This window comes from Streptosporangium sp. NPDC023615 (assembly GCF_040640155.1).
Lineage (GTDB): Bacteria > Actinomycetota > Actinomycetes > Streptosporangiales > Streptosporangiaceae > Streptosporangium.
Map to the genome: position 1 here is coordinate 58,291 of NZ_JBFABE010000033.1, position 23,983 is coordinate 82,273.

A 23,983-nucleotide genomic window follows, 5' to 3' on the forward strand; every position below is an offset into this window, starting at 1 on the left:
GCTGAACGCCTCACAACTCGTTCTCAGGTGGGAGGGGGTGGTGGCCAAGACCGGGCCTTTTTCGTCTTGGGCGACAAACGACCTTGATGGCCTGTGGTCAGCCGCTACCGTTCCACGCCGGCCCTCCGTCCAGGACGTCGTCGACGTGGTACTCGCCGAAAGCCGGGTGGAAACGGCTATCGGCGGTGATGAGACGTCGACGACGGAGCACGAATACGCGATCCGGCGTCAGTCAGTACAACGGTTGTACGGTGGGATGATGCCTGCCACATACTCGTCACCGGTCATGGGGGCTCGGGACCGGTCTCGGTGAGGCCGGTGCAGCATGGCGGCATGACAACCCTGACGTTGCGTCTGATCGCCGCAGCATGTGCATTTCTGGCGGCGGCCGTCTCGGTGGGCTGCGGCAGCTCTCAGGGTGGTGGCGCCGGTTCCGCGAGCGTGTCGCACACTGCCTCGAAGAGCGGAACCGGTTCCCCGCCCAGCAGTTCGGCGACCGGGCCTGTCCCGACCCCGACCCCGGCACGGCCCAGCGCCCGGAACGGTACGAACTACAAGGCCTGTTCCGACGGTAAGTGTGAGATCGCCGTGTCCAAACCGGTCACGATCAAGTTGTTCGATGCTCGGCTCAGCTTCAGTTCCTTCAGGATAAAGAAGGTCAAGGCCCGCGGCGTTGAAATAGCCGTGCCCTCCGCTACGGGGCCTACTCTGATCATGACCGTCAAGAAGGGCTGCACAGCTGCCTTCTTCCAGGCCGACAACGGTGGATGGATCATCGAATCGTGCTCGAGAAAACCAGACTTCCCCCGTGATTTCACCCAGCAATTGATGACTGTCAAGGACATCACCGACGGCACCGCCATCCTGAACCTGAAGATCAGTCGAGCGAGGTAGTCGGGCACGGTGCCGGCGGCGGGCCATGGTTCCCGGACGCCGATGCCGCTGAGAGCGTCGATCATGCCGGTCCGCCGGGCCGAGGCCGGCTCGTGCAGCGCCCCGGGCGACGCGGGCAGGCCCCACCCTCCTTATACCTACGCTGACCAGCACCGTCAGGTTGAAAAGGGCTCGGTGTTCGTAGATCGCCGGGCCGAGGTCACACGCGCTGTCAGCCGAGGCCGAGACCGTCGGTCCTCACACGGTCGACGAAGGTGCCCCATTCGGCTGGGGTGAACAGGAGCGCGGGGCCGCCGGGGTCCTTGGAGTCGCGTACGGCGACCAGGCCGGGGCGGCCGGTGGCGTTCCCGAGCTTGGCGACCTCGACGCAGTCGCCGCCGTTGTCGCCGGACAGGCTTGATTTGATCCACGTGACGTTACTCAGGTCCACTTTTCCTCTACCGTCCTCTGGATGAGCTCGATGGACATGCTCAACGGCAGCGCTTCGGTCCGGATGGCCTCGAAACGCTCGACGGCGACCGTGACGTCTTCTTGTTCGCTTGTGATGAGACCTCGTACGGCCGTCTCCGCATACAGTACGTCGCTTCCTCCTTCCAGAGTGGCAATGGCGAATCCGCCCATCAAGCCCGAATGCATCCCGTGAGGGATCACCTGAACACTCAGCCGTGGATTGACCACCGAAATCAAATGCTCCAGCTGACCCTTCATCGTTTCGGGGCCGCCGATCGGACGATGAAGAACTCCTTCGTCGACCACGCACCGGTACGTCGGAGGCGGTGGATCCTCTCGGGAGAGGATGACCTGACGATGCATGCGCGCCTCCACCGCCACCTCGTCCCCCCGGAGCACCGCGCGGGCGTATGCGTCGGTCTGAAGCAGCCCAGGAATCAGTAGAGGCTGGTAGGTCCGGACAGTGGTCGCCACCTGCTCCTTGTCGTGCCACTTCCCGAACCACGGAGGAAAGGATCGTCCTTTCCTCCAGTCCAGGAGGCGGCCCAGGGCGCCATCTGTCGCGAGGGCCACGTCGCAGACCTCGGCGAACTCCGGGCTGGCCGGGAGCTGCCCCGTCTCCACGCCGCTGATCAGGGACTCGCTGAAGTGGATCCTCTCGGCGAGCTGGCCTTGGGTGAGACCGGCTGCCTTGCGGTAGTGGCACAACTCCCTGCCCCAGATCGCCTGAGGCGTATAGAAATTGGCGATGACGACCTCCTTGCCGGAGTTCAACAAAAGAAGCGTGAACTCCACCCCGCACGCTCGGTAAGCGTTTCGTGACCAAGAGTAGTGGCGTTTCGGCACCCTGGACACAGGAAATCCGGAACGGAGAAAGAAATCATGGAAGAGGCACTTCGTGCGAGCGCGGCCCTGACCGAACGCCGTCACACGATGAATCCTGGCCTTTCCCCGCTGGGGGAGAGGTGGATACCGCGCGCCCCGAGATGTGTCGCCTCGGCCCGCCGGTTCGTGCGCGACATCGCCGTCGACTGGAACACGGCCGAGGGCATTCCCGAAATCGCCGAACTTCTGGCCTCCGAACTCGTCACCAACGCGCTCGCGTACGGCTCCCCGGACGTCGCCGCCGCAGGCCCCGTCCGTGTCACGGTCGGCCGGGAGGGGGAGCTGCTCGTCGTGGACGTCCACGACTCCTGCATCATGGTCCCCCGGCTGAGACGGGCCGGTGACCTGGAGACCTCCGGCCGGGGCCTGGCCATCGTCCGCGACCTCTCCCGCAACTGGGGCTGGAGCCTCAACCCCTACGGCAAGTCCGTCTGGTTCCAGCTGGAGGCCTGGCCGTGAGGCCGGAGCCGGCCCCCGCAGGACGGCTCCCGGGGGCCTTCGAGGCGCGGAACACCGGATCGCGTCAGCGAGGCTTTCTCAACGCGCGTCGCGTATCCCCAGGATGTACGTCGCGGTGAGCGCGACCGCCCGGTCCTCGTCGTGGGACAGGTCAGTGAGGGCACGTGTCGCCGTGATCCCCGGGATGTCCGCGAGCGCCTGTGTCAGCCGCCGGCGCGCGGGCGCCTCGACGGGGCCACCGGAGAGGCGATCGACGAGCGCGCCGGCGATCCGGTCGGCCTGCGCGGCACGGCTCGCCAGCGCGCTCAGCGCGTCGGCCGCGTCGACGTCGTTCGTCCCCTCGACGACCATGTCGACGAGTGCCGGGACCGCGTCGGCCACCCCGCGCGCCCCGAGCGCCAGGGCCGCGTACCCGCGGACCACGGCGTCGGGGTTCGCGAGGGCCTCCCGCAGCAGTGCGGTCGCCTCGTCGCCGGTGATCTCCGCGACGGACTGGACGGCACGCTTGCGCACCTCGGCGACCGGTGAGGCGAGGCCGTCGGCCAGCGGCGCCAGCCCGGCGGTGCCCGATCGTGCCAGAGCCCATCGAAGGGCCCCGGCGACGTGCGGGTCCGTCTCGCCCAGCACCGCCTCGACCAGCGCCTCCACCGGTGCCGCGCCCTCCTCTGCCGAGGACAGCGCCGCGCGCTGGCGCTTTTCGGCGCTCTTCGACCCCAGCTCCCGCAGGAGCGCGACGACCTGGAGGACGTCGCGCCAGTCGCCGGGCTCGGCGGCGGAGATCCGGCTCAGGCGCGTGAGCAGCTCCGTCTCGGCCGCGATGCGTTCCCGCGTCCTGCGGACGAGGTCGTCGACGAGCTCCGAGGGCGCGAAGCCGGGGTCGTCGAGCGCACGGCCGACGTCGCGCAGCGACAGTCCCAGCGACCGCAGGCTCTCGATGTGGAAGATCCGCCGGATGTCCTCGTCGGAGTACTCCCGGTAGCCGGCGCCGCTGCGGCCCGTCGGCCGCACCAGGCCGAGCGCGTCGTAGTGCCTGAGCATGCGGGCGCTGACCCCGGAGCGCCGTGCCACCTCACCGATCAGCACCGCTCATCACTCCTCCCGGTCCTTCCCGCCGAGGGCCACGACGCGCTTCGCCTCCTCGATCGCGAACTCGAACCCGGCGTCCGGATCGCCCAGCAGCCGTTCCGTGGCGACCGCGTGCGCGCGCACGTCCGGGTCGGGATCCATCCTCGCGGTACGCAGGGCCGGCACGATCACCTCGCCGAGCGCGATCAGCGCCCGGCTGAGGCTCAGCCGGGTCTCCCGTCCGCCGCGGCCGAGCTGTGCCGACAGCGCCGTGGCCAGCTCGGCCTCCTCCCCTTCGGGGACGAGCACGGCCGCCGCCCGCCACGCGCTCCGCGCCACCTCGTCGTCGGCGTCGGCCAGCAGCTCCCGCGTGATCACCGGCCACGCCCGCCGGTCTGCGATCTTGGACAGCGTGTGCAACGCCTGACTCCGTGCCTGCGCGCGCTCCGAGCGGACCTCGTCGACGAGCCTGGGGAGCGTCGCCGACGCCGGGTGGCGGGTGAGCGCCCAGGTGAGCATGTCGCGTACGTAGAAGTCGGGTTCGACCGCGCACCGCTCGACGAGCGTGTCGACGAGCCGCGGGTCGGGGGTCGTGCCGGCCGCCAGCGCGGCCCGCAGCCGCACCGACGAGCGGCCGTCCTCCAGGCCCTGGAGAGCTCGAATCGTGTCCGTTTCCTGTTCCGGCAAGGTCATGGTGACCACCTCCTCGGCCACAGTGAAGACCTTGTCACCGTGTCAAGGTCAAGCCGGCGGGCCACGCCGTGGGGTCACCGGCCCCCACCTCCGCCGGCGGGGGTCAGGACTCCACGCCGATGTGCACGGGACCGCCCTCCGGGTCGATCCCGGACAGGATTCCCGTCGGGACGCGGAACACCCGGCCGGGGGCCACGGGCCACCACACCCGCCTGCGGGCGACGACCTCTCCCGCCTGCCGCAGGACGATCCGGGGGAACGGGATGTAGCGGTCGCTCCACAGCAGGAGCCGGTGGCGGGCCGGGGCGGGGTCGGCGGGGCGGAAGATCTCCGGTGCCACCCAGCGGAAGGGGGCGTCGGCCAGGAGACGTACCTGGTCGACCGGTGGGGTCCGCCCGTCCAGCCAGGCGAGGACCGAGCCGGCCACGTGGGCGCCGTCGATCGCCGCGATGTCGGCCGTGTCGACCGGGTGGAGCAGGTTGCCGACGGCGAACACGCCGGGCCGTTCGGTCCGCAGCGCGCCGTCGACCAGGGGGCCGTTCGTGCCGGGGTCCAGGGCGATCCCGGCGGCGCGTACCAGCTCGTGGTCGGGGATCCAGCCACCGGTGAGGACGAGTGTGTCGCACGCGACGACCCGCCTGCGGCCGGTGTCGATGTCCTCGATCTCGACCGCCTCGAGCTCCGGCCGGCCGATGACCTTCGTCACCCGGGTGCGGGTGGCGACCCTCGTCCGGAAGAGGACCCTGCCGGGGACGCTGAACAGGGCGTAGGAGTCGGCGCGGGGGTACTCGGTGGTCATCAGGACGGTCCGGCAACCGGCCTCGCGCAGCGTCAGCGCGGCCGACCAGCTCACGAGCTCCGCGCCGACGACGACGGCCCTCTTGCCGACCTTGCCGTGCCGCAGGTGGACGAGGTTCTGCAGGTGGCCGGTGGTGTAGACGCCGTGGGCGCGGTCGCCGGGGATGAGGCGCGCCGCGCGCGGGCGCTCGCGGGCGCCGGTGGCCAGGACGACGGCCCGTGCCTCGACCCGGATGCGCCCCTGCGGGGTGGTGGCCTCGATCGCGAGGTCACCGGCCCAGTGCGTGACGGTGGCGCCCGTCCGGATCGTCGCCCCGGCGGCCTCGGCCTCCCGCACGAGCCTCCTGGCGTAGGCGGGCCCGCTCATGAAGCGCCTCATGTCCCTGATCCCGTAGCCGGGGTGGTCACTGTGCCGGGGGATGCCCCCGGCGGTGTCCTCCCGGTCGAGGACGAGCACGTCGCCGTCGACCCTCGGCGCGAGCTCACGGGCGGCGCTCAGCCCGGCCGGTCCGCCGCCGACGACGACGACGGCCGGGGTGAGGACGGTGACGTCGGTCGCGTCGGTGGCGCGGGTCGCGCCGGTGGTCGTCATCGTCGGGCCTCCAGCGGTGTGTGGTGATGTCCGCCGGTGCCCTCGTCCTCACCGTCGCGGACGCCCCCGCCGTCACGGGTGCTCTCGCCCCGGCACTCCATCAGCCTGCCGATCTCGGCGCCGCAGTAGAACCCCTGGCAGCGCCCGTTCATCGCCCGGGTGCGGCGGCGGAGCCCCTCCAGGCCGACCGGCGGGATCGGCGAGCGGAACGCGTCGCGGATCTCGCCCGCGGTGACCCGCTCGCAGAAGCACACCACCCTGCCGTACGCGGGGTCGGCGGCGATCCTGGCGGCGTCCTGGTAGGGGCGCGTGGTCGCCTCCCCGAGATTGGGCATGCGGGGCGGCTCCGGCAGGTCCTCGCGGGGCACGAGCGCCAGGCCCGCGTCGCGGGCGATCTCGGCGACGTACTCGGCGATGGCGATGCCGGCCGTCAGGCCGGTCGAGCGGATCCCGCCGACCAGGACGTAGCGCCGCTCCGGGTCGGCCTCGATGAGGTAGTCCGGGTGGTCGCTGGCCGCGCGCAGCCCGGCGTAGGTCGCGGTGACCTCCTCCCGCAGCAGGTCGGGCATCAGCTTCTCGCCCTTGGCCATCAGGAACTCCAGTCCCTTCTCCGAGGTCCCGGTGTCGGTGCGGTCGGTGAGGTCCTCGGCGGTGGGGCCGAGCAGCACGTTGCCGTAGACGGTGGGGCTGATCAGCACACCCTTGCCCCGGGAGCTGGGCACCGGAAGGATGATCTTGTCGGCCAGTGGGCGGGCGAGCTTGTCGTAGACCACCAGCTCACCGCGCCGTGGCGTGACGGTGAAGCGGTCGTGGCCGAACAGCCGGTCGACGACGTCGGCGCCGAGCCCGGCGGCGTTGACGACCCAGCGGGCCCTCACGTCCCCGCCGGAGGTGCGCAGCACGGTCGCGCCGCCGAGGTCCTCGGCCGCCAGGACCGCCCGGTTCAGCAGCAGTGTCACCCCGCGGCCGACGGCGTCCGTGGCCAGGGCGAGGTTGGTGGTCCAGGTACAGACGATGGACTCGTCGGGGACGGTGAGTCCCCCCAGGACCCCCTCGCCGAGGTGGGGGAGCTGCCGGTACACCTCGGCGGAGTCGATGATCTCCGTCCTGTCGTATCCGTTCCGCTCGGCCTTCTCGCGCAGTCCCGGCAACGCGTCGAGCTCCTCGGCGGTCCAGGCCACCAGTACGGCCCCGGTGCGCTCCACCGGGATGCCGGTCCGCGCCGCGTAGTCGGACAGCAGGTGGTAGCCCTCGCGCACCAGCCGGGACTCGAGCGTGCCGGGCTTGGCGTCGAACCCGGTGTGCAGGATGGCGGTGTTGGCCTTGCTGGTGCCGTCGCCGACGTCGTCGCGCGCGTCCAGCAGCGCGACGCTCAGCTCGTGGGCCGCCAGTTTCCTGGCGACGGCCGAGCCGACGATGCCGGCGCCGATCACCACCACGTCGAACGCGACGGGCGCGGTGGGCGCTGTGGCTGTGGCCTTTCCCGTGATGTCGTTCACTGTGGTGCCTCCTCGGTCAGAGCGGTGGCGACGGCGTCCCTCCAGCGGGAGCGGAAGTCCGCCGCCCGGTCCGCGGACCATCGGGGTTCGTACGTCGTGCTGGGCTCCCAGGCGTTCACCGCGTCCCGCAGGGGGAGCGACGGGTCGAGCGCGGTGCGGGCCAGCGCCACCGCGCCCATCGGGGTGGCGTGCTGGGAGGGGTAGACGTCGATCGGGACCCGCATCAGGTCGGCCACCGCCTGCATGAGGACCCGGCTCCGGGTGAGCCCGCCGTCCACCCGCAACCGGGTCAGCGGCCGTCCGAGGTCGGCGGCCACCAGGTCGCCGAGCTCGGCGACCTGGGCCGCGATCCCCTCCAGGACGGCCAGCACGAGGTGCCCCGGCCCGGTGGAGAGGGTCATGCCGGAGAACGAGGCCCTGGCGTCGGGACGCCACCAGGGGGCGGCCAGCCCCGCCAGCGCCGGGACGCACAGCACCCCTTCGGCGTCGGCGGCCGCGACCGTGTCGAGGTCCGCCGCGGCGGTGACGAAGCCGAGATCCTGCATCCACCGCACGGCGGAGGCGGCCGTGTAGACCTGCCCGTCGAAGCAGTACGAGGTCTCCCCCCGGACCCGCCAGGCGACCGAGGCGGCCAGCCCGGCGGTGGAGCGCGCGGCCGAGGTCCCGGTGTTGGCCAGCAGGAAAGCGCCGGTGCCGAAGGTGCACTTGGCCTCGCCGGCCCGCAGGCAGTTCTCGGCGAGCAGCGCCGCCTGCTGGTCGACCACGAGCCCGCCGACGGGGACGTGCCCGCCGAACGCGGAGGTGTGGCCGACCACCTCGTCGGAGGAGACGATGCGCGGCAGGCGCTCGGTGCCGAGCCCGAACAGCTCCAGCAGCCCGGGGTCCCACGCGCCGTCGTCGAGGCGGGTGACCAGCGATCGGCTCGCCGTGGCGACGTCGGTGACGAACTCCCCGGTCAGGTGGTGGACGAGCCAGGAGTCGGAGGTGGTGACCACCCCTTCCCGGGTCACGTTCCGGCGCAGCCAGGCCATCTTCGGCGCGGAGAAGTACGGGTCGAGGACCAGGCCCGTGGTGGCGGCGATCCGCTCGGCGGACCCGGCCAGCTCCGCGCAGACGCTCTCGGACCTGCGGTCCTGCCAGACGACGGCGGGGGAGAGGGGGGTGCCGGTCGCCGGGTCCCAGGCCAGGACGGTCTCGCCCTGGTTGGCCAGCGTGACGACGTCGATCGCCACCCCGGCCCGCGCGACGGCCTGGCGGCCGGCGTCGAGGACCGAGGCGAGGAGCTCCCCGGGGTCCTGCTCGACCCCGCCGCCCGGCAGGTAGGCGGGACGGACCGGCAGCTCGGCGAGGCCGAGCACCTCGCCGCCGGCGTCGACGACGATCGCCTTGGTGCCGGAGGTTCCCTGGTCTATCGCCAGTACGACGGTCACCGTCGGTGCCTCCCCTCCGCGCTCTCGTCCCCGGTGATCCCGGGCCCGGTCCCGGCGCCGGTTCCGGTCGTGTCGGCGGTCAGGGCCGCGTCGATGGAGTGCATGTCCGGCATCGCCAGGCCCTTCACGCCCTTGGTGGCGAGCAGGTAGGCCAGGTAGGCGGCGCCCAGGGCGAGCATGATGAGGACGTAGATCCACGGCTCCACGAACGAGGCGTCGCGGAACAGCAGCAGCTCGAACACGAGCCAGACCAGGGCGACGACGATCACCGGGATCTCCCACCGGCCCAGGTCGAAACCCTTGCTCGGCGGCAGCGTCTTCCGCTTGACCACGTACATGACGACGGTCCCGGTGTAGATGATCGCCGGCAGGAGGGTGGCGGCGGCGAACAGCCCGAAGAGGGCGTCGGTCCGGGTGGAGAAGATCGCCAGGATCAGCTCGCCGACGACGAGCATGAACACGGTGGCCTTCAGCGGCGTGCCGAAGCGCGGCGAGACCTGGCTCAGGGCCTGCCAGCCGGGGAAGCGCCGGTCGCGGGACATCGCCCAGACCAGGCGGACGCCGGTCATCAGGATCACCATCCCGCAGGCGAAGATCGCGATGACCACCAGCACGAGCAGGCCCGTGCCCACGACGGGGCCGAGCACCCGGCTGATCACGTCCGCCACCGGCGTTCCCGACTTCGCCAGCTCGACCGGGTCGCCGGCGAGCAGGGTGACGGCGACGAGGAAGAGGAATCCGAGCACGCCGGAGGCGAGCACCGCCTGCCACATGGCGCGGGGGACGACGCGGGCGGGGTCCTTGGTCTCCTCGGCGAGGTTGGCCGCCGACTCGAAGCCGACGATCGTGAACGCGCCGAGCAGGAAGCCCAGCATCCACGGCCCCGCCGCGGTCAGCGTGCCGAAGCTGAGGTAGCCCTCGGACGGGACGGCGCCGGTGCTGAACAGGTTCGCGACGTTGAGCTCCTTGGCGACGAACCCGACACCCAGCAGCAGCAGGACGAGGGCGATCATGCCGATGAGCTCGGCCGTCACGGCGAAGTTGTTGACGCGCTCGGTCCACTTGGTGGAGAAGGCCACCAGGACGGCCTGGCACAGGATGACCACACCGGTGATCACCCACGCGTTCAGCGACGTCCCCTCGTACCCCAGCAGCACGGGCATGACGGTGGAGGCGATCGTGTAGTCCACGGCCACGACCACGATCGCCAGGAACGTGAACGAGATCCAGCCGATGATCCAGCCCAGGACGGGGTTGGCCAGCCGGGACATCCACTGGTAGGAGTACCCGGTCACCGGGATGCGCGCGGCCAGCGAGCCGAAGATGAACGCGACGGCGAGCTGTCCGATGATCACGATCGGCCAGGTCCAGATACCGGCCGGTCCCGAGCTGTTCAGCACCGCGCCGTACGTGGTGAAGATGCCGGTGGCGATCGAGACGAAGGCGAACGCCACCGCGAACGAGGCGAAACGTCCGGTGCCGCGCTGCATCGCCTGCTTGTAGCCGAATTCCTCGACGTTCCCGCCGGTTTCGCGATCTCCCCCGGCGGGGGGTGAATAATGGCTCATGGATTACCAGCTCCTGTGTTTCCTGTCAGATGGCGCATCGGTGTGGTGATCCGAGCCGGGTGGCGTTGCCGCGCCGCCCGGCTCCCTCGCTGCCGGAAAGCTCGATGTTCGATCCGGGAGGTGTTCACGGCAGGACGATCACCCCGCCCTCGCGGGTGACGGCGTCCCGGATGCCGGACGGTGGTTCGGCCTCCGTGACGAGCCCGGCGAGCTCTCCCAGATCGGCGACCCGGTGCCGGGCGACCAGCCCGAACTTGCTCGAGTCGGCGAGCACGTACGAGCGCGTCGCGTTCCTGAGGATGATCTTCCGCGTCGCGATCTCGTCCAGGTAGTAGTCGGTCAGCCCGGCCGCCGCGTCGACGCCGCCGGAGCCGAGGAAGGCGATGTCCGGGTTCAGGTCGGCGAAGAACGCCTGGGCCAGCGAGTTCGACAGCGCGAGGTCCCCGGCCCTGAGCCTGCCCCCGCAGACGAGGACCTCGACACCCGATCGCTCCGACAGTTCCGCGGCGACCAGCAGGGAGCACGTGGCGACGATCCCGGAGAAGTCCAGCGGCAGGGCACGGGCCACCTGCACGGCGGTGGTCCCCACGTCGATCACGACCGTCTGGCCGGGACGCGCCAGGCCCGCCGCGGCCCGCCCGATACGGCTCTTGGCCTCGGCCGCGGTCCCGGTGCGCTCGGCGAACGGGGCCTCCTCGCCGGCGGCCTGCCCGAGCGCGATCGTCGCGCCCCCGTGGACGCGCGCCAGCATCCCCCGGCGTTCGAGCAGCACGAGGTCACGGCGGATCGTCTCCGCCGACACGCCCAGCTCACGCGCGAGATCGTCGGTGCTGACGACCCGGGAGGCCCGGAGCGCCTCACCGATCCGCGCGTGCCGTTCAGTGGGCAGCACGCTTGCCCGCTTCTGTGGACTTCTGTGGCTCCATGAGCGAAAGTATGCGCCGATGTTGTTACAGGGTCAATGCACTCCTGTCACACCAGCATTTTTTACCTGAATCGTGCATCCGCTCCGGCGCCCGGGACGCCCCCGACGCCCGGCCGTCCCCGAGGCCCGGCCGATCTCGGATCTTCGGGCATGCCGAAGGCGCCGGCCTTCACGGGCCGGCGCCTCACGGGCGGGGAGGGGGTGGGCGGGCGTCAGGGCCTGCGCACGGCGGCGGCCGGCCGTCAGGGCTTGCGCGCGATCCCCACGTACCCCATCCGGGCCATCTCCTCGTCCATCGCCGTCTCCCTGTCGGGGTCGGAGAACGGCGGGATGCCGTCCCCCGTCCGCCCGTTGACGAGGCCCGGCGGGATGAGCTCGAAGTCGCCGAAGAAGCGGGCGATCTCCTCGCCCGTACGGGGGCGGAACGGCGTGTTCGCCTTCTGGTAGAACTCGCTGATCCGGGCGGTGCGCTCGGGGGCGGCGTCACTGCCGACGTGGGAGATGGCCAGGTAGCTCCCGGGGGCCATCGCCTCGCGGTAGGCGGCGACGAACGCCTGGGGGTCGTCGGTGTCGTCGATCAGGTGCAACAGGAACATCATCAGGACCGCCACGGGCCGGTCGAAGTCGATGAGCGCCCGCACCTCGGGGTCGCCGAGGATGCTCTCCGGCACGCGCACGTCCCCCTGGACCATGGCCACCCGCTCGCCCCCGGCCCCGGCCAGCAGGGCCCGGCCGTGCGTGCAGACCACCGTGTCGTGGTCGACGTAGACCACGCGCGCGTCGGGCGCGAGCCGATGGGCGACCTCGTGCACGTTCTGCTGCGCGGGCAGCCCCGAGCCCAGGTCGAGGAACTGCGTGACGCCCCTGCCGATGAGGTACTCCACGACCCGGCCGATCAGCCTGCGGTTCTCCAGGGCGCCGTCCCGGGTCTCGGGGAGCACGCTCAGCACCATCTCGGCGAGGTCCCGGTCGGCCTGGAAGTTGTCCTTGCCGCCGATGAAGTAGTCGTACATCCGGGCCGCGTTCGGGATGAGCGGGTCCACTCCCCGGGGCGCCTGTTCCTTCGCCATCAGCGTCCTCGCCGTCCTCGCCGTCCGTGTCGTCGTCGCGTGCTGGACCCCGTCATGATCCCGCTGTTTCCGGCCGGACGCCACTTCTCCCGGTCACCGCGACCGTCGTGACGGCGGCGCGGTCGCGGCGGGTCCGTGCCCCGGTCGCGGCGGGTCCGTGCCCCGGTCGTGCCCCGGTCGTGCCCCGGTCGTGCCCCGGTCGTGCGTCGGCCGGGGGCCGCCGCCGGGCCGTCCGGCGGGCTCCGCTCGAACGCCTCCCCGTTCGAACCCCTCTCCGCGCGACCCGAATCCGGTCGGTAAAGTACACGGATGGCGAACCTACGGCAGCAGATCCTCACCGAATTCGGTGTCAAGGCGACCATCGTCCCCAAGACCGAGGTCCGGCAACGGGTCGACTTCCTCAAGGACTATCTGCGATCGACCCCGGCCAAGGGCTACGTGCTCGGCATCAGCGGCGGCCAGGACAGCACGCTGGTCGGAAGACTGTGCCAGATCGCCTGCGAGGAGCTGCGTGCCGAGGGGCGCGAGGCCACCTTCGTCGCGGTGCGGCTGCCCCACGGCGTGCAGGCCGACGAGCACGACGCGCAGATCGCGCTGAAGTTCATCCGTCCCGACCGGTCGATCACGGTGAACATCAAGCCGGGCGCGGACGCCGTCGCCGCCCAGACGGCGCTCGGCCTGCGGGAGCCGGCGGGCGACGAGTCCGGGCTGAGCGAGTCCGGGCTGAGCGACTTCGTGCGCGGCAACGTCAAGGCCCGCGAACGCATGGTGGTCCAGTTCGCGATCGCCGGGCAGCTCGGCCTGCTCGTCGCGGGCACCGACCACGCGGCCGAGGCGGTGACCGGCTTCTACACCAAGTACGGCGACGGCGGCGTCGACGTCACCCCGCTGGCCGGGCTGAACAAGCGCCAGGGCGCCGCCCTGCTGCAGGAGCTGGGAGCGCCGCCGAGCACCTGGCAGAAGGTGCCGACCGCCGACCTGGAGGAGGACCGGCCCGCGCTCCCCGACGAGGTGGCGCTCGGCCTGTCGTACGCCCAGATCGACGACTACCTGGAAGGCGCCGAGATCGCGCCGGAGGCGGCGGCGAAGCTGGAGTCGCTCTACCTCGCCTCCCGGCACAAGCGCACCGTTCCGGTCGGCCCGTCCGACGACTGGTGGCGGGACGCGCCCGTGCGGTGAGGCCCCGTCGGCGGGGGCGGCCGTATCCTCGAAGCGAGGAGGCGGGCATGTACGACTTCGTCGTCGTCGGGGGCGGTTCGGCGGGGTGCGCGCTCGCCAACCGGCTGTCGGCCGACCCCGCCAACCGGGTGCTGGTGCTGGAGGCGGGCCGCCCGGACCATCGGTGGGACGTCTTCATCCACATGCCCGCCGCGCTGCCCTTCCCCATCGGCAACCGCCTCTACGACTGGAAGTACCTCTCCGAGCCCGAGCCGCACATGAACGGCCGCCGGATCCACCACGCCCGGGGCAGGGTGCTGGGCGGCTCCAGCAGCATCAACGGGATGATCTTCCAGCGGGGCAACCCCCTGGACTACGAGCGCTGGGGCGCCGATCCGGGGATGGGCACCTGGGACTTCGCGCACTGCCTGCCGTACTTCAGGCGCATGGAGAACTGCCTGGCCGCCGACCCCGCCGACCCGATGCGCGGGCGGGGAGGGCCGCTGGTGCTGGAGCGCGGGCCGGCGCGCAACCCGCTGTTCGGGGCCTTCTTCGAGGCGGTGCGGCAGGCCGGCTACCCGCTGACCGACGACGTCAACGGCTACCGCCAGGAGGGCTTCGCCCGCTTCGACCGCACCATCAGCGCCGGGCGCCGCCTGTCGGCCGCCCGCGCCTACCTGCACCCGGTCATGAACCGCCCCAACCTGGAGGTCAGGACGCGGGCGTTCGTCACCGGGGTCCTCTTCGAGGGAAGGCGCGCCGTCGGCGTCGAGTGCGACGGCCGGACGGTCCGCGCGGGCGAGGTGATCCTGTGCGGCGGCGCGATCAACTCCCCGCAGCTGCTCCAGCTCTCCGGGGTGGGGAACGCGGTAGAGCTGGAGGCCCTCGGCGTCGACGTCGCGCACGACCTGCCGGGCGTCGGCGAGAACCTCCAGGACCACCTGGAGGTCTACGTCCAGTACGCCTGCCGGCGGCCGGTCTCGCTGCAACCCGCCCTGAGGCGGCGCAACCGGCCCTGGATCGGCGCGCGCTGGCTGTTCCTGCGCAGCGGCCCCGGCGCGACCAACCACTTCGAGGCGGGCGGCTTCGTCCGGAGCAACGACGAGGTCGACTACCCCAACCTGATGTTCCACTTCCTGCCCCTCGCGATCCGCTACGACGGCTCCGCGCCCGCGGGCGGGCACGGCTACCAGGTGCACGTCGGGCCGATGTACTCCGACGCGCGCGGATCGGTGAAGATCACCACCACCGATCCCCGGGCGCACCCGGCGCTGCGCTTCAACTACCTGTCCACCGCGCGGGACCGCCGCGAGTGGGTGGAGGCCGTCCGGATCGCCCGCGACATCCTGAACCGGCCCGCCATGGACGCCTTCAACGGCGGGGAGATCTCACCCGGCCCCGGGGTCGAGACCGACGAGGAGATCCTCGACTGGGTGGCCGGGGACGGCGAGACCGCGCTGCACCCCTCGTGCACCGCGCGGATGGGCGTCGATCCGATGTCCGTGACGGACCCGCTCTCCCTGCGGGTGCACGGCCTGGAGGGACTGCGCGTGGTGGACGCCTCGGTGATGCCGTACGTGACCAACGGCAACATCTACGCGCCGGTCATGATGGTGGCGGAGAAGGCGGCCGACCTGATCCTGGGGAACACCCCGCTCGCCCCCGAGCACACCGCCTTCCACCGGCACCGCGGCGACCCCGCCCGCTGAGCCCGTCCGCTGAGCCCGCCCGCTGACCCCGCTCGCCCTCGGTGTCGCCGGCAGCCTCCCGGTCGTCGTCGCGGCTCCCGGTCGTCCCGGCTCTGGTCGTCATCGGTCCCCGTGTCACTCCGGGCCGGGGGAGCGCGGGAAGTCGGCCAGTTCCTCCACGGCCGTCTCCAGCGCGGCGTCGACGCCGTGTTCCACCATGTTCCGATAGGCCGGGTCACCCGCCGCCGCGATGCGCCGGATGCCCTCCGCCGAGGCGCTCACCCGCCGGCGGACGACGTCGACGAACTCCCCGGCCGGTCCGCTCCAGCCGTAGGCGTCGAGGAACAGCCGCAGCCTCCGGGACCTGTCGGTGAACGCGGTGAAGCCCTCGGCCGCCACGACGTGGCGGGCGTGCAGCGGCACCCAGGCGAAGGCGGTGAAGGCGAGGTCCCACTCCGGCGTGACCGGAGCGGCGAAGTCCCAGTCGAAGAAGCCGGTGAGGCGTCCGCCGGCCCAGGCGGCGTTGTAGGGGGCGGCGTCGTTGTGGCCGACGATCATGCCGGGCCGCCAGACGCCTCCCTCGCGCCAGACCGCGTCCGCGGGAGGGACGAAGCCCGCCACGGCGGCGTGGAAGTCGCGGAGCCAGCGGCCCACCTGGACGAGCGCGTCCTCGCCGTGGACCCAGCCGGGCCACGGTCGCGCGGTCCCGACCACGTCACCGGGCAGGAAGGAGAGCACCTCCCGGCCCTGCTCGTCGAATCCCAGCGCCCGTGGAGCCCCGTCGAAGCCGACGGCCTCCAGGTGCCTGAGCAGGGCGTGCACGGAGGGCGTCCACGGACCCGGGACACGGCGGACGGTGTCACCCACCCGCACCGCTCCGCCGGTGTTCCCCCCGGGAAGGCGCTCTTCTTCGATCATGGTTCCATCCTGGCGTACGCGGCGGCCGGGTTCGGGTGCCCGCCGCCGCGCCTACTCGGGCTCGGCCGGGCGCCTCCCCGCGTCTCGGGCGTCAGGGGCGACTCCGGGTTCGATGACCAGGCGGGAGGTGCCCGACACGCGGGGCGTCGTGGCACGCAGGACGATACGGTGCAGGTGGTCGCCCCACACGTCGCGCAGCCTGGAGTCCTCCAGCGGCAGTCGCTCGACGCGGGCGGTGAACGCGGCCGGGTCGTGGCGGACGAGCAGAGGGCGCCGCCGCCCGGCGACGGAGATCAGCCCGGGGGAGACGGTGACCTCGCCGTGCGCCATGAGGCACAGTGCCAGCCTCGAAGGACTCCGCCGCAGCTCCCAGCGGTCCTCGACGACCACCGCCGCCCCGTCGCCCCGCAGCAACCGCAGGGTGCGGCGCCACTCGCGGACGCCGGCGTGCTCCGGCCAGGCGGCGGCCAGATCGAGCGACAGCCCGGCCCGGTCACCGCTCAGCGTGCAGGAGACGTCGCGGGCGCGGTGCTCCGGGCCCGGGGCCTGCATGACGCCGTCGACCTCGGGGAGGTTGTGGTACGAGCTCTGCATGGTCCAGATCCCGTACCGGTCCGGGCCGAAGGTCCGCGCGGTGTAGTCCCCGACCCCCGCGTCGACCAGCACGGGCCGGCCGTCCAGCGCGACGATGAACGACCCGACGTCGTTGTGGTTGTGGCTCTCGGCGTTGTGGCCGCCCTTGGCCGCGAGGAACAGCCCGCCGGGCGATCCCCGCCGCTCCCTGGCGACCATGACCTGCACCGACGGCAGCCAGACCTGCTCGACGTACGGGGCCGTGCCACGGACGGTGCCGGGCACCGCGTCGGGCACCGCGTCGGGAACCGCGCCGGGGGCGGTGCCGGGAACGGTGCCGGAGGTGGCGTCGGGGGTGGCGTCACGCCACCCGGCGTCGAACAGGCCGGCCAGGGTCCGGCCGAGGCCGACCTCCTGGTGGACGACCGGCGGCCCGGTCCGGCGTCTCGCCCGGGCGTGCGCGACGACGTCGTCGTCGCCGGTCAGCAGGCCCGCGCGGTACGGGATGTCCAGCGCCGTCTGATCGGGCAGGTGCGCCTTGCCGTCGGCGAAGTTGACGTACCAGTCGCCGTCGATGTGCATCCGGTGCAAATAGGCGACCATCTCCCGGACGACGGGCACCGTGAACGCGTCGAGCCGGCCCGCCCCGGCCGAGCGCAGCGTCTCCAGGCTCTCGACCAGGCACGCGGCGGCACGCCACCAGTACGAAACGCCCTCCTCGCACCCGCCGTCGGGGCCGTACGCGGCGACGAAGACGTCCAGCCCCCGGACGGCCCTGACGATCGTCTCCAGCATCGCCTCCCGGCTCTCGGACAGCAGGAGCGCGCAGACGAGGGTGTTGGAGTGGATCCATGGGTTCCAGTTGTTGACCGGCCTGTCCTGGTCGCCGTACCAGTGCCAGTGACGGGCGAGGTAGGGGGTGAGGAGGCGGTGACGCACCTCCCGGCGGAGCCTGCGGCGCACCACGGCGCCGGACGCGTCCAGCGCGTCACCCGCCACCAGGTCGGTCCAGGCGAGCAGGGCCGCGCTCTCGGCGGCGAACAGGTCGACGAAGGGCCGGTCCGGGTCGGGCAGCTCGTCCCCGTCCTCGCGGGCGAACTCCTCGTGCGCGGGCAGGCACCAGGTGCTCTCCTCGCAGAGCAGCCAGACGCCGTCGCGTACCTCGTCCAGCAGGCGCTCGTCGCCGGTCGCCCCGGCGGCCAGCACCGCGGCGGCGAGCCTGCGCCGCCGCTCGAAGTAGGGCCGCTCGAAACCGAGCCGGTCACCGGTCCGGACGTAACCGGCGAACAGGCTCGCGGGCAGGCCCGGCCAGGGAGTGCCGGCCGTGCGCCGGGCCTGCTCGGCCAGGCCGTGCCGGACGGCCGGTCCGAGTCGCTCCCAGGCGGGATCTCCCAGGGCGGGGAAGGGGCGCCACACGCCGGGATCGGGCAGGTGGGCGGCCAGCTCGCGCGGTGACAGGAGGCCGGACAGCGGGCGGCAGGGACCGGGGGGAGTCACCGAGCACCTGGGGCGTGGACGCCTCGTCCCGCGAGGCGGGGAGGAAACGCGGGACGGTCGGGCACGGTCGTCTCCCGGTTCTCGTCGGAAACAGAAACACAGAAACGGCAACGGCAACGGTGGGTCAGGTCGGCGGTTCCAGTCCTCGAGCGCCGTCACGTCGGGCGCGGTGTCGAAGTCGTGATCACTCACCGGTCGCCGGAGAACACCCCCTTCCGAAGTCTTGATCTTCTTTGTATACGTACAGGACCCGGGACGTCGAGACGGGGCCGTGGCCGCGAAGGGTTGACGTGACGTCCCGGAACCTTGTAGGAAAGCGCTATCCAATCGCGAGTGCCGGGAGATTCCTGATGTCGATCCGTTCCGGGGACGTCCGGGAGCCCGGCGCGCGCGTCACGGCTGGCTGAGCGTGCAGCCCGCCCCCGGCCCCGCCCTCGGCCCCGGCCCCGCTCCCGGCCCCGGCCCCGGCCCCGCTCCCGGCCCCGCCCCCGGCTCCGCCGAGGACCCGCGCCGCCTGCGGCACCTCGGGGAGTTCTCCGGGCTGGCCGACATCGCCGCCGCCCAGCGTGGCCTGTTCCCCCCGCCGGGCCCGGACCTGCGCGAGCGGGCGCGCGACCTCCTGGGCGTGCTCGACCTGACCGCCTCGGCCGTGCGTACCGAGCGCACCTGGACGACGGGCGACCTGTCCGGTGAGGAGGTCTCCTGGGACGTCGGGTTCGGCCCGAGGACCCGCGCCTACGTGCTGCGCCCCCGCGAGGCGGGCGGCGCGACGCTGCCGGGCGTCGTCGCGCTGCACTGCCACGCCGGGATGAAGTGGGCGGGCAAGGAGAAGATCGCAGACGGCCCGGAGGGACCTTCTTCCGAGGTGGCGAGGCTGCGGGCCGCGATCTACGACGGCAGGGCCTGGGCCGGGGAGCTGGCCCGGCGCGGGTTCACCGTGCTGGTGCCCGACGTGCTGGGCTGGGGCAGCCGCAGGATCCCGCTCGCCGACATGCCCGAGGACGTCGCCGGTGCCCACGGCGCCGATCCCGGGCTCGGCGAGGCCGACCGCTACGACGTCGCCGCCGGGCGGTACGAGAACGTCCTGGCCAAGTACTGCACGGTGCTCGGCACCTCCTACGCGGGCGTCGTCGCGGGGGAGGACCTGGCCGCGACCGCCTACCTGCGCTCGCGTCCCGACGTCGGGCCCGTGGGGTGCGCCGGACTGTCGGGCGGCGGCCTGCGCGCCGCCCTGCTCGGCGCCTTCGACCCCGGCGTGGAGGCGACCGCCGTGGTCGCGATGATCTCCTCCTACCGGGACCTGCTGGACGGGTACGTCGCCCGCCACACCTGGATGCTGTACCCGCCGGGACTGTCCCGGCTCTGCGACCTGCCCGACCTGGTGGCCTGCGCCTTCCCCCGTCCCCTGCTGGTCTGGTACGCCGAGCACGACGAGATCCTCCCGCCGAGCGGGATGCGCCGGGCGCACACGACGATCGCGGCCCGCTACCGGGGTTCCCCCGCGGACTACACGGGTGTGTTCGCCGAGGCGGGACACGCCTTCGGCCTCGCCGCGCAGGAGCGGGTCCTCGGCTGGCTCGCCTCCCGCCTGAACGCGGGCGGCGGACCGCGGCGGTGACGACCGGGAGTGCCCGGAGGTGATCGGTGGATGGATCCCGCGGACGCCGTTCGCAGGGCATGAGAAACCCACGTTCGAACCAGCCCCAAACGCCCCCGTGGGCAACCTGTTCGATGACGGTGGCGCCTGCCGCTCCCGGTCAGGGAATCCTGGAAAGATCGATGACGTACCTGTCCTTCGCGATCACGTACGTCATCATCCGCCCGGCCCGGTCGGTGACCGGCACCTCGGCCCACGTGGCCCCGTCCGCGGTGCCCAGGTCCGCCAGCCTCCCGGTCCTCAGGTCGTAGAGCCCCAGATCCGGGGCGTCGCCTCGCAGGGCGCGCACGTGGAAGCGGCTCTGGCCGGGCGGCTCCGGCACCTGGAAGCCGGTCGGCACCTCCTGCCGCCGCGAGCCGTCACGCAGGAGGGTGAACGCCCTGGTGCCGCCGGGCGTCGTCGCGACGCAGGACCGGACGCCGCAGGCGAGCAGCCGCTCCCCCCGGCGGGCCGGGGCCGCGTCGCTGGTCTGCCCGGTCTCCAGGTTGACCAGGTGCGTGAACGGCGCCCCGTCGCGGGGGCTCCAGCTACCGGGCGAGCCCGCCCACGGCCAGGACAGCAGGTGCAGCCCGGCCCCGCGGCCGACCGGCGTCACCCGGCCCCCGTTCACGGGAACGCCGAACACCCCGCCCTTCCGTACGGAGAACACGATCGTGCCCTTCGCCACGGCGAGGCCGTCGACCCCGTCACCCGCGGTCTCGTGCTCGGCCACCTGCCTGGCCTCGCCACCGTTCAACGGCGCGGTCCAGAGGCGTACGGAGGTGCTCGCCGAGGTCGACCAGGCCACCACGCCCTCGCCCACGCCGAAGTTCGCGGCGCTCACCGTGCCCTTCCCCGGCCGCCGCACGTCCGTGATCTTCCGCAGGTGCCCCCCGGCCAGGTCGTAGAGGTAGAGGACCTCGGGCTCCTCGGCCTTGCGCCCCGCCTTGACCAGCAGGGTCCCGTCACCGATCAGCGTGACCGGGCGCAGCTCCCTGCCCCCGGAGTCCCGGACGGGCATCCTCCACACCGCCTGAGGCCACATCTTCTCGACGGGTTCCGCGGTGACGCCGATCCGGGCGGACGGCGCTCCCGACGGGCCCGCCGCCGGCAGTGCCCTTCCGTCGACCCCCCGCAGGCCCACCACCACCCCGCCGGCGACCACCGTCACGGTCGCCGCCGCGAGCAGCGCCCGCGACCTGTGCCTGCGCCGCCGGTAGCCGGTCTCCAGCCGTTCCCCCGCCGAGGGTGCCAGTCGCGGCGCTCGTTCGGCCGCCCGCTCCAGGGTCCTGCTCAGCCGCTCCTCGATACCGGTCATCGCCGCTCCCCGTGCTCCGACATGACGCCTTCCTCGATGTCCTCGGCCACCGCGAACCCACGCGCCGTGGACTCACCCACCGCGAACCCGTTCGCCGTGGACCCGCCGACCGTGGTCCCGCCCACCGCGGAACGGAGCTTGCCGAGCGCCCGCGACGCCTGGCTCCGCACGGTCCCACGAGAGATCTTCAGCACCGTCGCGATCTCCTCGTCGCTCAGTCCCTCGTAGTAGCGCAACACCAGCACCACCCGCTGCCTGCGGGGCAACCCGGCCAGCGCCTGCTCCAGCGCACGCTCGCCCTCACCCGGCGGCGTGTCGTGATACCCGTGCTCGGGCGGATCCCAGGTGAGCAGCTCGCGCCGCCGCAGCCGCCAGGTCGCCGTGTGCAGCCTGGCCATGGTGGTACGCACGTAACTCTCCGGATTGTCCTTGGCACGCACCCCCGGCCACGAGGCACGCAGCTTCAGCAGCGCCTCCTGCACCAGGTCGGCCGCGTCGTGCGGGTTCCCGGCCAGGACGTAGCCGTAGCGCAACAGCGCGTCGCCGCGCTCGGCGACGAACCCGGCGAACCGGGGATCTGCTTCCAACTGCCCTCGCCTTTCGTCGGCCCTGTCATGTCTTAGAGGGACTCACCGGGCGAACTGTTGCATCGGCTCCCCGGAAAGGCACGGACGACCTTCCACGGCCGCGGCCGGCCGTGGAAGGACCTGTCGGTCCCGGTCACGCGCGGAAGCGGATCACCCCCGGCGGCGCGTCCGGATTCGTTCCCGCCGGGCGGGGTAAAGGCAGGGGTCATGAAGCCGCTCACCTGGGGTCAGGTCCACGCGCGACGGCTGGCCCGCCACCACCTCGTGAAACCCGTCTCCGGCGACCCGCGGAAACCCGTACGCGACGTGTGCGGGATCCAGGCGCAGGTCGCCGCCGCGGCCGAGCTGGCCATCGGGTCACGGGTGAAGGACGCCACGCGGGAACGGATCCGCGCGGAGCTGTACGACGGGAAGCGGCTCGTCAAGACCTACAGCCTGCGCGGCACCCTGCACGTGCACGCCGCCGACGAGCTGGCGCTGTGGATGGCGGCCATGCGCTGGAAGCCCTACTGGCGGGCCAAGGGGAGCTGGCACGCCTACCACGGGCTCACCGCCAAGCAGGGCGAGGCGTTCGTCGACGCGGTCCGCGAGGCGCTGGACGGGGAGTGCCTGACCCGCGAGGAGCTGGCGGGGGAGGTCTCCGGGCGCGTCGGCGCCTGGGCGAAGGACAAGCTCACCTCCAACTGGGGCGAGCTGCTGCGCCCCGTCGCCTACCTCGGCGTGCTCTGCTTCGGGCCCGTGCGGGGCGCCAAGGTCACCTACGTCAGGCCCGACCGGTGGGCCGGGCTGAAGGCCGAGGTCGGGGACCAGCCCGACCCGGAGGAGTCGGCGATGGAGATCGTCCGCCGCTACCTGCGCGCGTACGGCCCCGCCACCCACCAGGACCTGGCCCGCTGGTTCGCGCTCAGGCCGCCCGAGGCGCGCGAGGCGCTGGAGTCGCTCGGCGACGAGGTCTCCCGGGTCGAGGTCGAGGGGCGCAAGGCGTACGTCCTGGCCTCCGACGAGGACCGCTGGCCGTCCGGTCCGAGCTGCCTGCGGCTGCTGTCCCAGTACGAGGCCTATGTCCTCGGCAGCGGCCCCAAGGAGGTCGTCGTGCCCAAGGACACCGCCGCGCGTGTCTTCGAGCACGGCCGCGGCAAGTACGAGGGGGCGGTCGCCCACCAGATCATGCTCGTCGACGGCGTCGTGGCCGGGATGTGGGAGCGGAAGGAGAAGGGCGGCGGGCTGGAGGTCAAGGTCGAGTCGTTCGCCGAGCTGGACGCCGCCCGGACGAAGGAACTGGAGCGGGAGGTCGAGCGCGTCGGCCGCTTCTACGGCACCGAGGCCGTCCTTTCCATGGGCAGGCTCACCGCCAGGAAACGCTGAGCTCCCGGGGCGCCGGCGGGTGCCGCGAGCACGACGGGACGATCACGGCTCCCGGCGCCCGTACGGGACGAGGTGTCGTTGAGCGGACGCGGGGGACGTCCACAGAAAGCCCGGGGCTAGCGCGACGACCGGGGGAGTACGCCGTCCAGGAACGCGCGGACCGCGCGCACGTAGGCGCCGGCGGTGTCGCGGCGGACGTTGTGCCCGGCGCCGGGCACGCGGACCGTCGTCACGGCGCCGGCCGAGGCCCTCCGGAACGCGTCGGCGTCGGCGTCGGTGACCATCCCGCCGCGGTCGGCGTCGCCGTACAGGAGAAGCGTGTCGCAGCGCAGGTCCGGCGCCAGGTCGTGGAAGGGGTCGAGGGGCGTGCCTGGCCGCTCGCAGTAGCGCGGGTCGATCTGCTCCTTGCTGAGCGCCCACGGCGCCAGCTCGGCCTCGCTCCAGGCCGGGTCGTGCTCGCGGGCGTGCGCGACGCGCCCGGCGAGGTCCAGGGCGCGCAGGGCGGCGAGCCAGTCCGGCACGCCGCGCGGCCCGGCGCCCATCCCGTGCGGCGGCGGGTCCTCCAGGACGAGCGCGGCCACCAGTTCCGGCCGGGTGGCCGCCAGCGTGATGGCGGTGAGGGCGCCCATGGAGTGCCCGATGACGACGACCGGCTCGGTGACGCCGAGGTCGTCGAGGACGAGCGCCTGGTCGGCGGCGTGCCGCTCCGGCCCGACGGGCCCCTCGGGAAGGCCGGAGCCGCCGTGGCCGCGGGCGTCGGTGGCGATGATGCCGCCGTAGCCGGCCAGCGCGGGGACGACCGGCTCCCAGCAGGCGGCGGAGTCGGTGAACCCGTGCAGGAGCAGCAACGCGGGGGAGGGGGGCCGCGTGGGAGCTGCGCGACCACCGTCCGGACGGGGCCTGGCTGGTGGAGCT

The 23,983-nt window shown here is 72.6% G+C and carries 21 protein-coding genes; 6 read left to right on the forward strand and 15 right to left on the reverse strand.

Going from position 1 to position 23,983, the window contains the following annotated elements; genetic code table 11:
• The first annotated feature begins 333 nt into the window (after positions 1 to 333).
• The gene (locus AB0G16_RS22645; RefSeq protein WP_362808137.1) at positions 334 to 894 is read left to right on the forward strand and encodes a hypothetical protein; all 561 of its coding nucleotides are present in this window, start codon (positions 334 to 336) and stop codon (positions 892 to 894) included.
• Positions 895 to 1,105: 211 nt separating this feature from the next.
• Here AB0G16_RS22645 and AB0G16_RS22650 read toward each other — a convergent pair whose 3' ends face one another.
• Together AB0G16_RS22650 and AB0G16_RS22655 are read right to left on the reverse strand one after the other, a co-directional pair.
• Positions 1,106 to 1,324: a DUF397 domain-containing protein gene (locus tag AB0G16_RS22650; RefSeq protein ID WP_362808140.1), complete on the reverse strand. Its 219-nt coding sequence runs from the start codon at positions 1,322 to 1,324 to the stop codon at positions 1,106 to 1,108.
• The gene (locus AB0G16_RS22655; protein ID WP_362808143.1) at positions 1,315 to 2,139 is read right to left on the reverse strand and encodes a helix-turn-helix transcriptional regulator; all 825 of its coding nucleotides are present in this window, start codon (positions 2,137 to 2,139) and stop codon (positions 1,315 to 1,317) included. Before AB0G16_RS22655 ends, AB0G16_RS22650 begins: the two co-directional genes overlap by 10 nt.
• Positions 2,140 to 2,226: 87 nt before the next feature.
• Here AB0G16_RS22655 and AB0G16_RS22660 point away from each other — a divergent pair, with 87 nt between their 5' ends.
• Positions 2,227 to 2,688, forward strand: a complete 462-nt coding sequence (locus AB0G16_RS22660) for an ATP-binding protein (protein WP_362808145.1) — start codon at positions 2,227 to 2,229, stop codon at positions 2,686 to 2,688.
• Positions 2,689 to 2,766: 78 nt separating this feature from the next.
• Here the strand turns inward: AB0G16_RS22660 and AB0G16_RS22665 are convergent, their stop codons facing one another.
• From AB0G16_RS22665 to AB0G16_RS22700, 8 genes are all read right to left on the reverse strand, one after another.
• Positions 2,767 to 3,771: a MerR family transcriptional regulator gene (locus AB0G16_RS22665; protein WP_362808148.1), complete on the reverse strand. Its 1,005-nt coding sequence runs from the start codon at positions 3,769 to 3,771 to the stop codon at positions 2,767 to 2,769.
• Between the two features lie 6 nt (positions 3,772 to 3,777).
• Positions 3,778 to 4,446, reverse strand: a complete 669-nt coding sequence (locus AB0G16_RS22670) for a HEAT repeat domain-containing protein (RefSeq protein ID WP_362808151.1) — start codon at positions 4,444 to 4,446, stop codon at positions 3,778 to 3,780.
• A 103-nt stretch (positions 4,447 to 4,549) separates the two neighbouring features.
• Entirely contained in the window at positions 4,550 to 5,836 is a 1,287-nt protein-coding gene (locus AB0G16_RS22675; protein WP_362808153.1) for an FAD-dependent oxidoreductase, read from the reverse strand.
• Positions 5,833 to 7,335 carry an NAD(P)/FAD-dependent oxidoreductase gene (locus AB0G16_RS22680; protein WP_362808156.1) on the reverse strand — a complete coding sequence of 501 codons (1,503 nt, stop codon included), beginning with the start codon at positions 7,333 to 7,335 and terminating at the stop codon, positions 5,833 to 5,835. The genes AB0G16_RS22675 and AB0G16_RS22680 overlap by 4 nt, the downstream gene beginning before the upstream one ends.
• A complete protein-coding gene (locus AB0G16_RS22685; protein WP_362808159.1) occupies positions 7,332 to 8,765 on the reverse strand; it encodes an FGGY family carbohydrate kinase in 1,434 nt (477 codons plus the stop codon). Before AB0G16_RS22685 ends, AB0G16_RS22680 begins: the two co-directional genes overlap by 4 nt.
• Positions 8,762 to 10,333, reverse strand: coding sequence for an amino acid permease (locus tag AB0G16_RS22690; RefSeq protein WP_362808162.1), 1,572 nt, complete (start codon positions 10,331 to 10,333; stop codon positions 8,762 to 8,764). Before AB0G16_RS22690 ends, AB0G16_RS22685 begins: the two co-directional genes overlap by 4 nt.
• Before the next feature lie 124 nt (positions 10,334 to 10,457).
• A complete protein-coding gene (locus AB0G16_RS22695; RefSeq protein ID WP_362808191.1) occupies positions 10,458 to 11,279 on the reverse strand; it encodes a DeoR/GlpR family DNA-binding transcription regulator in 822 nt (273 codons plus the stop codon).
• A gap of 221 nt (positions 11,280 to 11,500) precedes the next feature.
• On the reverse strand, positions 11,501 to 12,328 hold the full coding sequence (locus tag AB0G16_RS22700) for an SAM-dependent methyltransferase (protein WP_362808165.1): 828 nt from the start codon (positions 12,326 to 12,328) through the stop codon (positions 11,501 to 11,503).
• A 309-nt stretch (positions 12,329 to 12,637) separates the two neighbouring features.
• On the opposite strand from AB0G16_RS22700, the gene nadE reads away from it, so the two are divergent.
• Complete coding sequence (gene nadE / locus AB0G16_RS22705; RefSeq protein ID WP_362808168.1) at positions 12,638 to 13,507, forward strand: ammonia-dependent NAD(+) synthetase; 870 nt, start codon at positions 12,638 to 12,640, stop codon at positions 13,505 to 13,507.
• A 47-nt stretch (positions 13,508 to 13,554) separates the two neighbouring features.
• Complete coding sequence (gene betA, locus AB0G16_RS22710) at positions 13,555 to 15,195, forward strand: choline dehydrogenase (protein WP_362808171.1); 1,641 nt, start codon at positions 13,555 to 13,557, stop codon at positions 15,193 to 15,195.
• A gap of 114 nt (positions 15,196 to 15,309) precedes the next feature.
• Here betA and AB0G16_RS22715 read toward each other — a convergent pair whose 3' ends face one another.
• Positions 15,310 to 16,092 carry a phosphotransferase gene (locus AB0G16_RS22715; protein ID WP_362808174.1) on the reverse strand — a complete coding sequence of 261 codons (783 nt, stop codon included), beginning with the start codon at positions 16,090 to 16,092 and terminating at the stop codon, positions 15,310 to 15,312.
• A 51-nt stretch (positions 16,093 to 16,143) separates the two neighbouring features.
• Positions 16,144 to 18,162: a heparinase II/III family protein gene (locus AB0G16_RS22720; protein ID WP_362808177.1), complete on the reverse strand. Its 2,019-nt coding sequence runs from the start codon at positions 18,160 to 18,162 to the stop codon at positions 16,144 to 16,146.
• A 409-nt stretch (positions 18,163 to 18,571) separates the two neighbouring features.
• Between AB0G16_RS22720 and AB0G16_RS22725 the strand changes: the two genes are divergently transcribed.
• Positions 18,572 to 19,780, forward strand: coding sequence for a hypothetical protein (locus AB0G16_RS22725; RefSeq protein WP_362808179.1), 1,209 nt, complete (start codon positions 18,572 to 18,574; stop codon positions 19,778 to 19,780).
• A gap of 139 nt (positions 19,781 to 19,919) precedes the next feature.
• On the opposite strand, the gene AB0G16_RS22730 is transcribed toward AB0G16_RS22725, so the two are convergent.
• On the reverse strand, positions 19,920 to 21,116 hold the full coding sequence (locus AB0G16_RS22730; RefSeq protein WP_362808182.1) for a hypothetical protein: 1,197 nt from the start codon (positions 21,114 to 21,116) through the stop codon (positions 19,920 to 19,922).
• Positions 21,113 to 21,703, reverse strand: a complete 591-nt coding sequence (locus AB0G16_RS22735; RefSeq protein ID WP_362808184.1) for a SigE family RNA polymerase sigma factor — start codon at positions 21,701 to 21,703, stop codon at positions 21,113 to 21,115. Before AB0G16_RS22735 ends, AB0G16_RS22730 begins: the two co-directional genes overlap by 4 nt.
• Before the next feature lie 207 nt (positions 21,704 to 21,910).
• Between AB0G16_RS22735 and AB0G16_RS22740 the strand changes: the two genes are divergently transcribed.
• Positions 21,911 to 23,068 carry a winged helix DNA-binding domain-containing protein gene (locus AB0G16_RS22740; protein WP_362808187.1) on the forward strand — a complete coding sequence of 386 codons (1,158 nt, stop codon included), beginning with the start codon at positions 21,911 to 21,913 and terminating at the stop codon, positions 23,066 to 23,068.
• A gap of 116 nt (positions 23,069 to 23,184) precedes the next feature.
• Here AB0G16_RS22740 and AB0G16_RS22745 read toward each other — a convergent pair.
• Positions 23,185 to 23,983: alpha/beta hydrolase (locus AB0G16_RS22745; protein WP_362808189.1), on the reverse strand; the 799-nt coding region annotated here is incomplete at its 5' end.

Excerpts from the sequence above, each read along its gene's own strand:
- AB0G16_RS22645 (WP_362808137.1), top strand. The coding sequence starts at position 334 with ATGACAACCCTGACGTTGCGTCTGATCGCCGCAGCATGTGCATTTCTG.
- AB0G16_RS22660 (WP_362808145.1), top strand. The coding sequence starts at position 2,227 with ATGGAAGAGGCACTTCGTGCGAGCGCGGCCCTGACCGAACGCCGTCAC.
- AB0G16_RS22670 (WP_362808151.1), bottom strand. The coding sequence starts at position 4,446 with ATGACCTTGCCGGAACAGGAAACGGACACGATTCGAGCTCTCCAGGGC.
- AB0G16_RS22675 (WP_362808153.1), bottom strand. The coding sequence starts at position 5,836 with ATGACGACCACCGGCGCGACCCGCGCCACCGACGCGACCGACGTCACC.
- AB0G16_RS22690 (WP_362808162.1), bottom strand. The coding sequence starts at position 10,333 with ATGAGCCATTATTCACCCCCCGCCGGGGGAGATCGCGAAACCGGCGGG.
- AB0G16_RS22700 (WP_362808165.1), bottom strand. The coding sequence starts at position 12,328 with ATGGCGAAGGAACAGGCGCCCCGGGGAGTGGACCCGCTCATCCCGAAC.
- nadE (WP_362808168.1), top strand. The coding sequence starts at position 12,638 with ATGGCGAACCTACGGCAGCAGATCCTCACCGAATTCGGTGTCAAGGCG.
- betA (WP_362808171.1), top strand. The coding sequence starts at position 13,555 with ATGTACGACTTCGTCGTCGTCGGGGGCGGTTCGGCGGGGTGCGCGCTC.
- AB0G16_RS22715 (WP_362808174.1), bottom strand. The coding sequence starts at position 16,092 with ATGATCGAAGAAGAGCGCCTTCCCGGGGGGAACACCGGCGGAGCGGTG.
- AB0G16_RS22730 (WP_362808182.1), bottom strand. The coding sequence starts at position 21,116 with ATGACCGGTATCGAGGAGCGGCTGAGCAGGACCCTGGAGCGGGCGGCC.
- AB0G16_RS22740 (WP_362808187.1), top strand. The coding sequence starts at position 21,911 with ATGAAGCCGCTCACCTGGGGTCAGGTCCACGCGCGACGGCTGGCCCGC.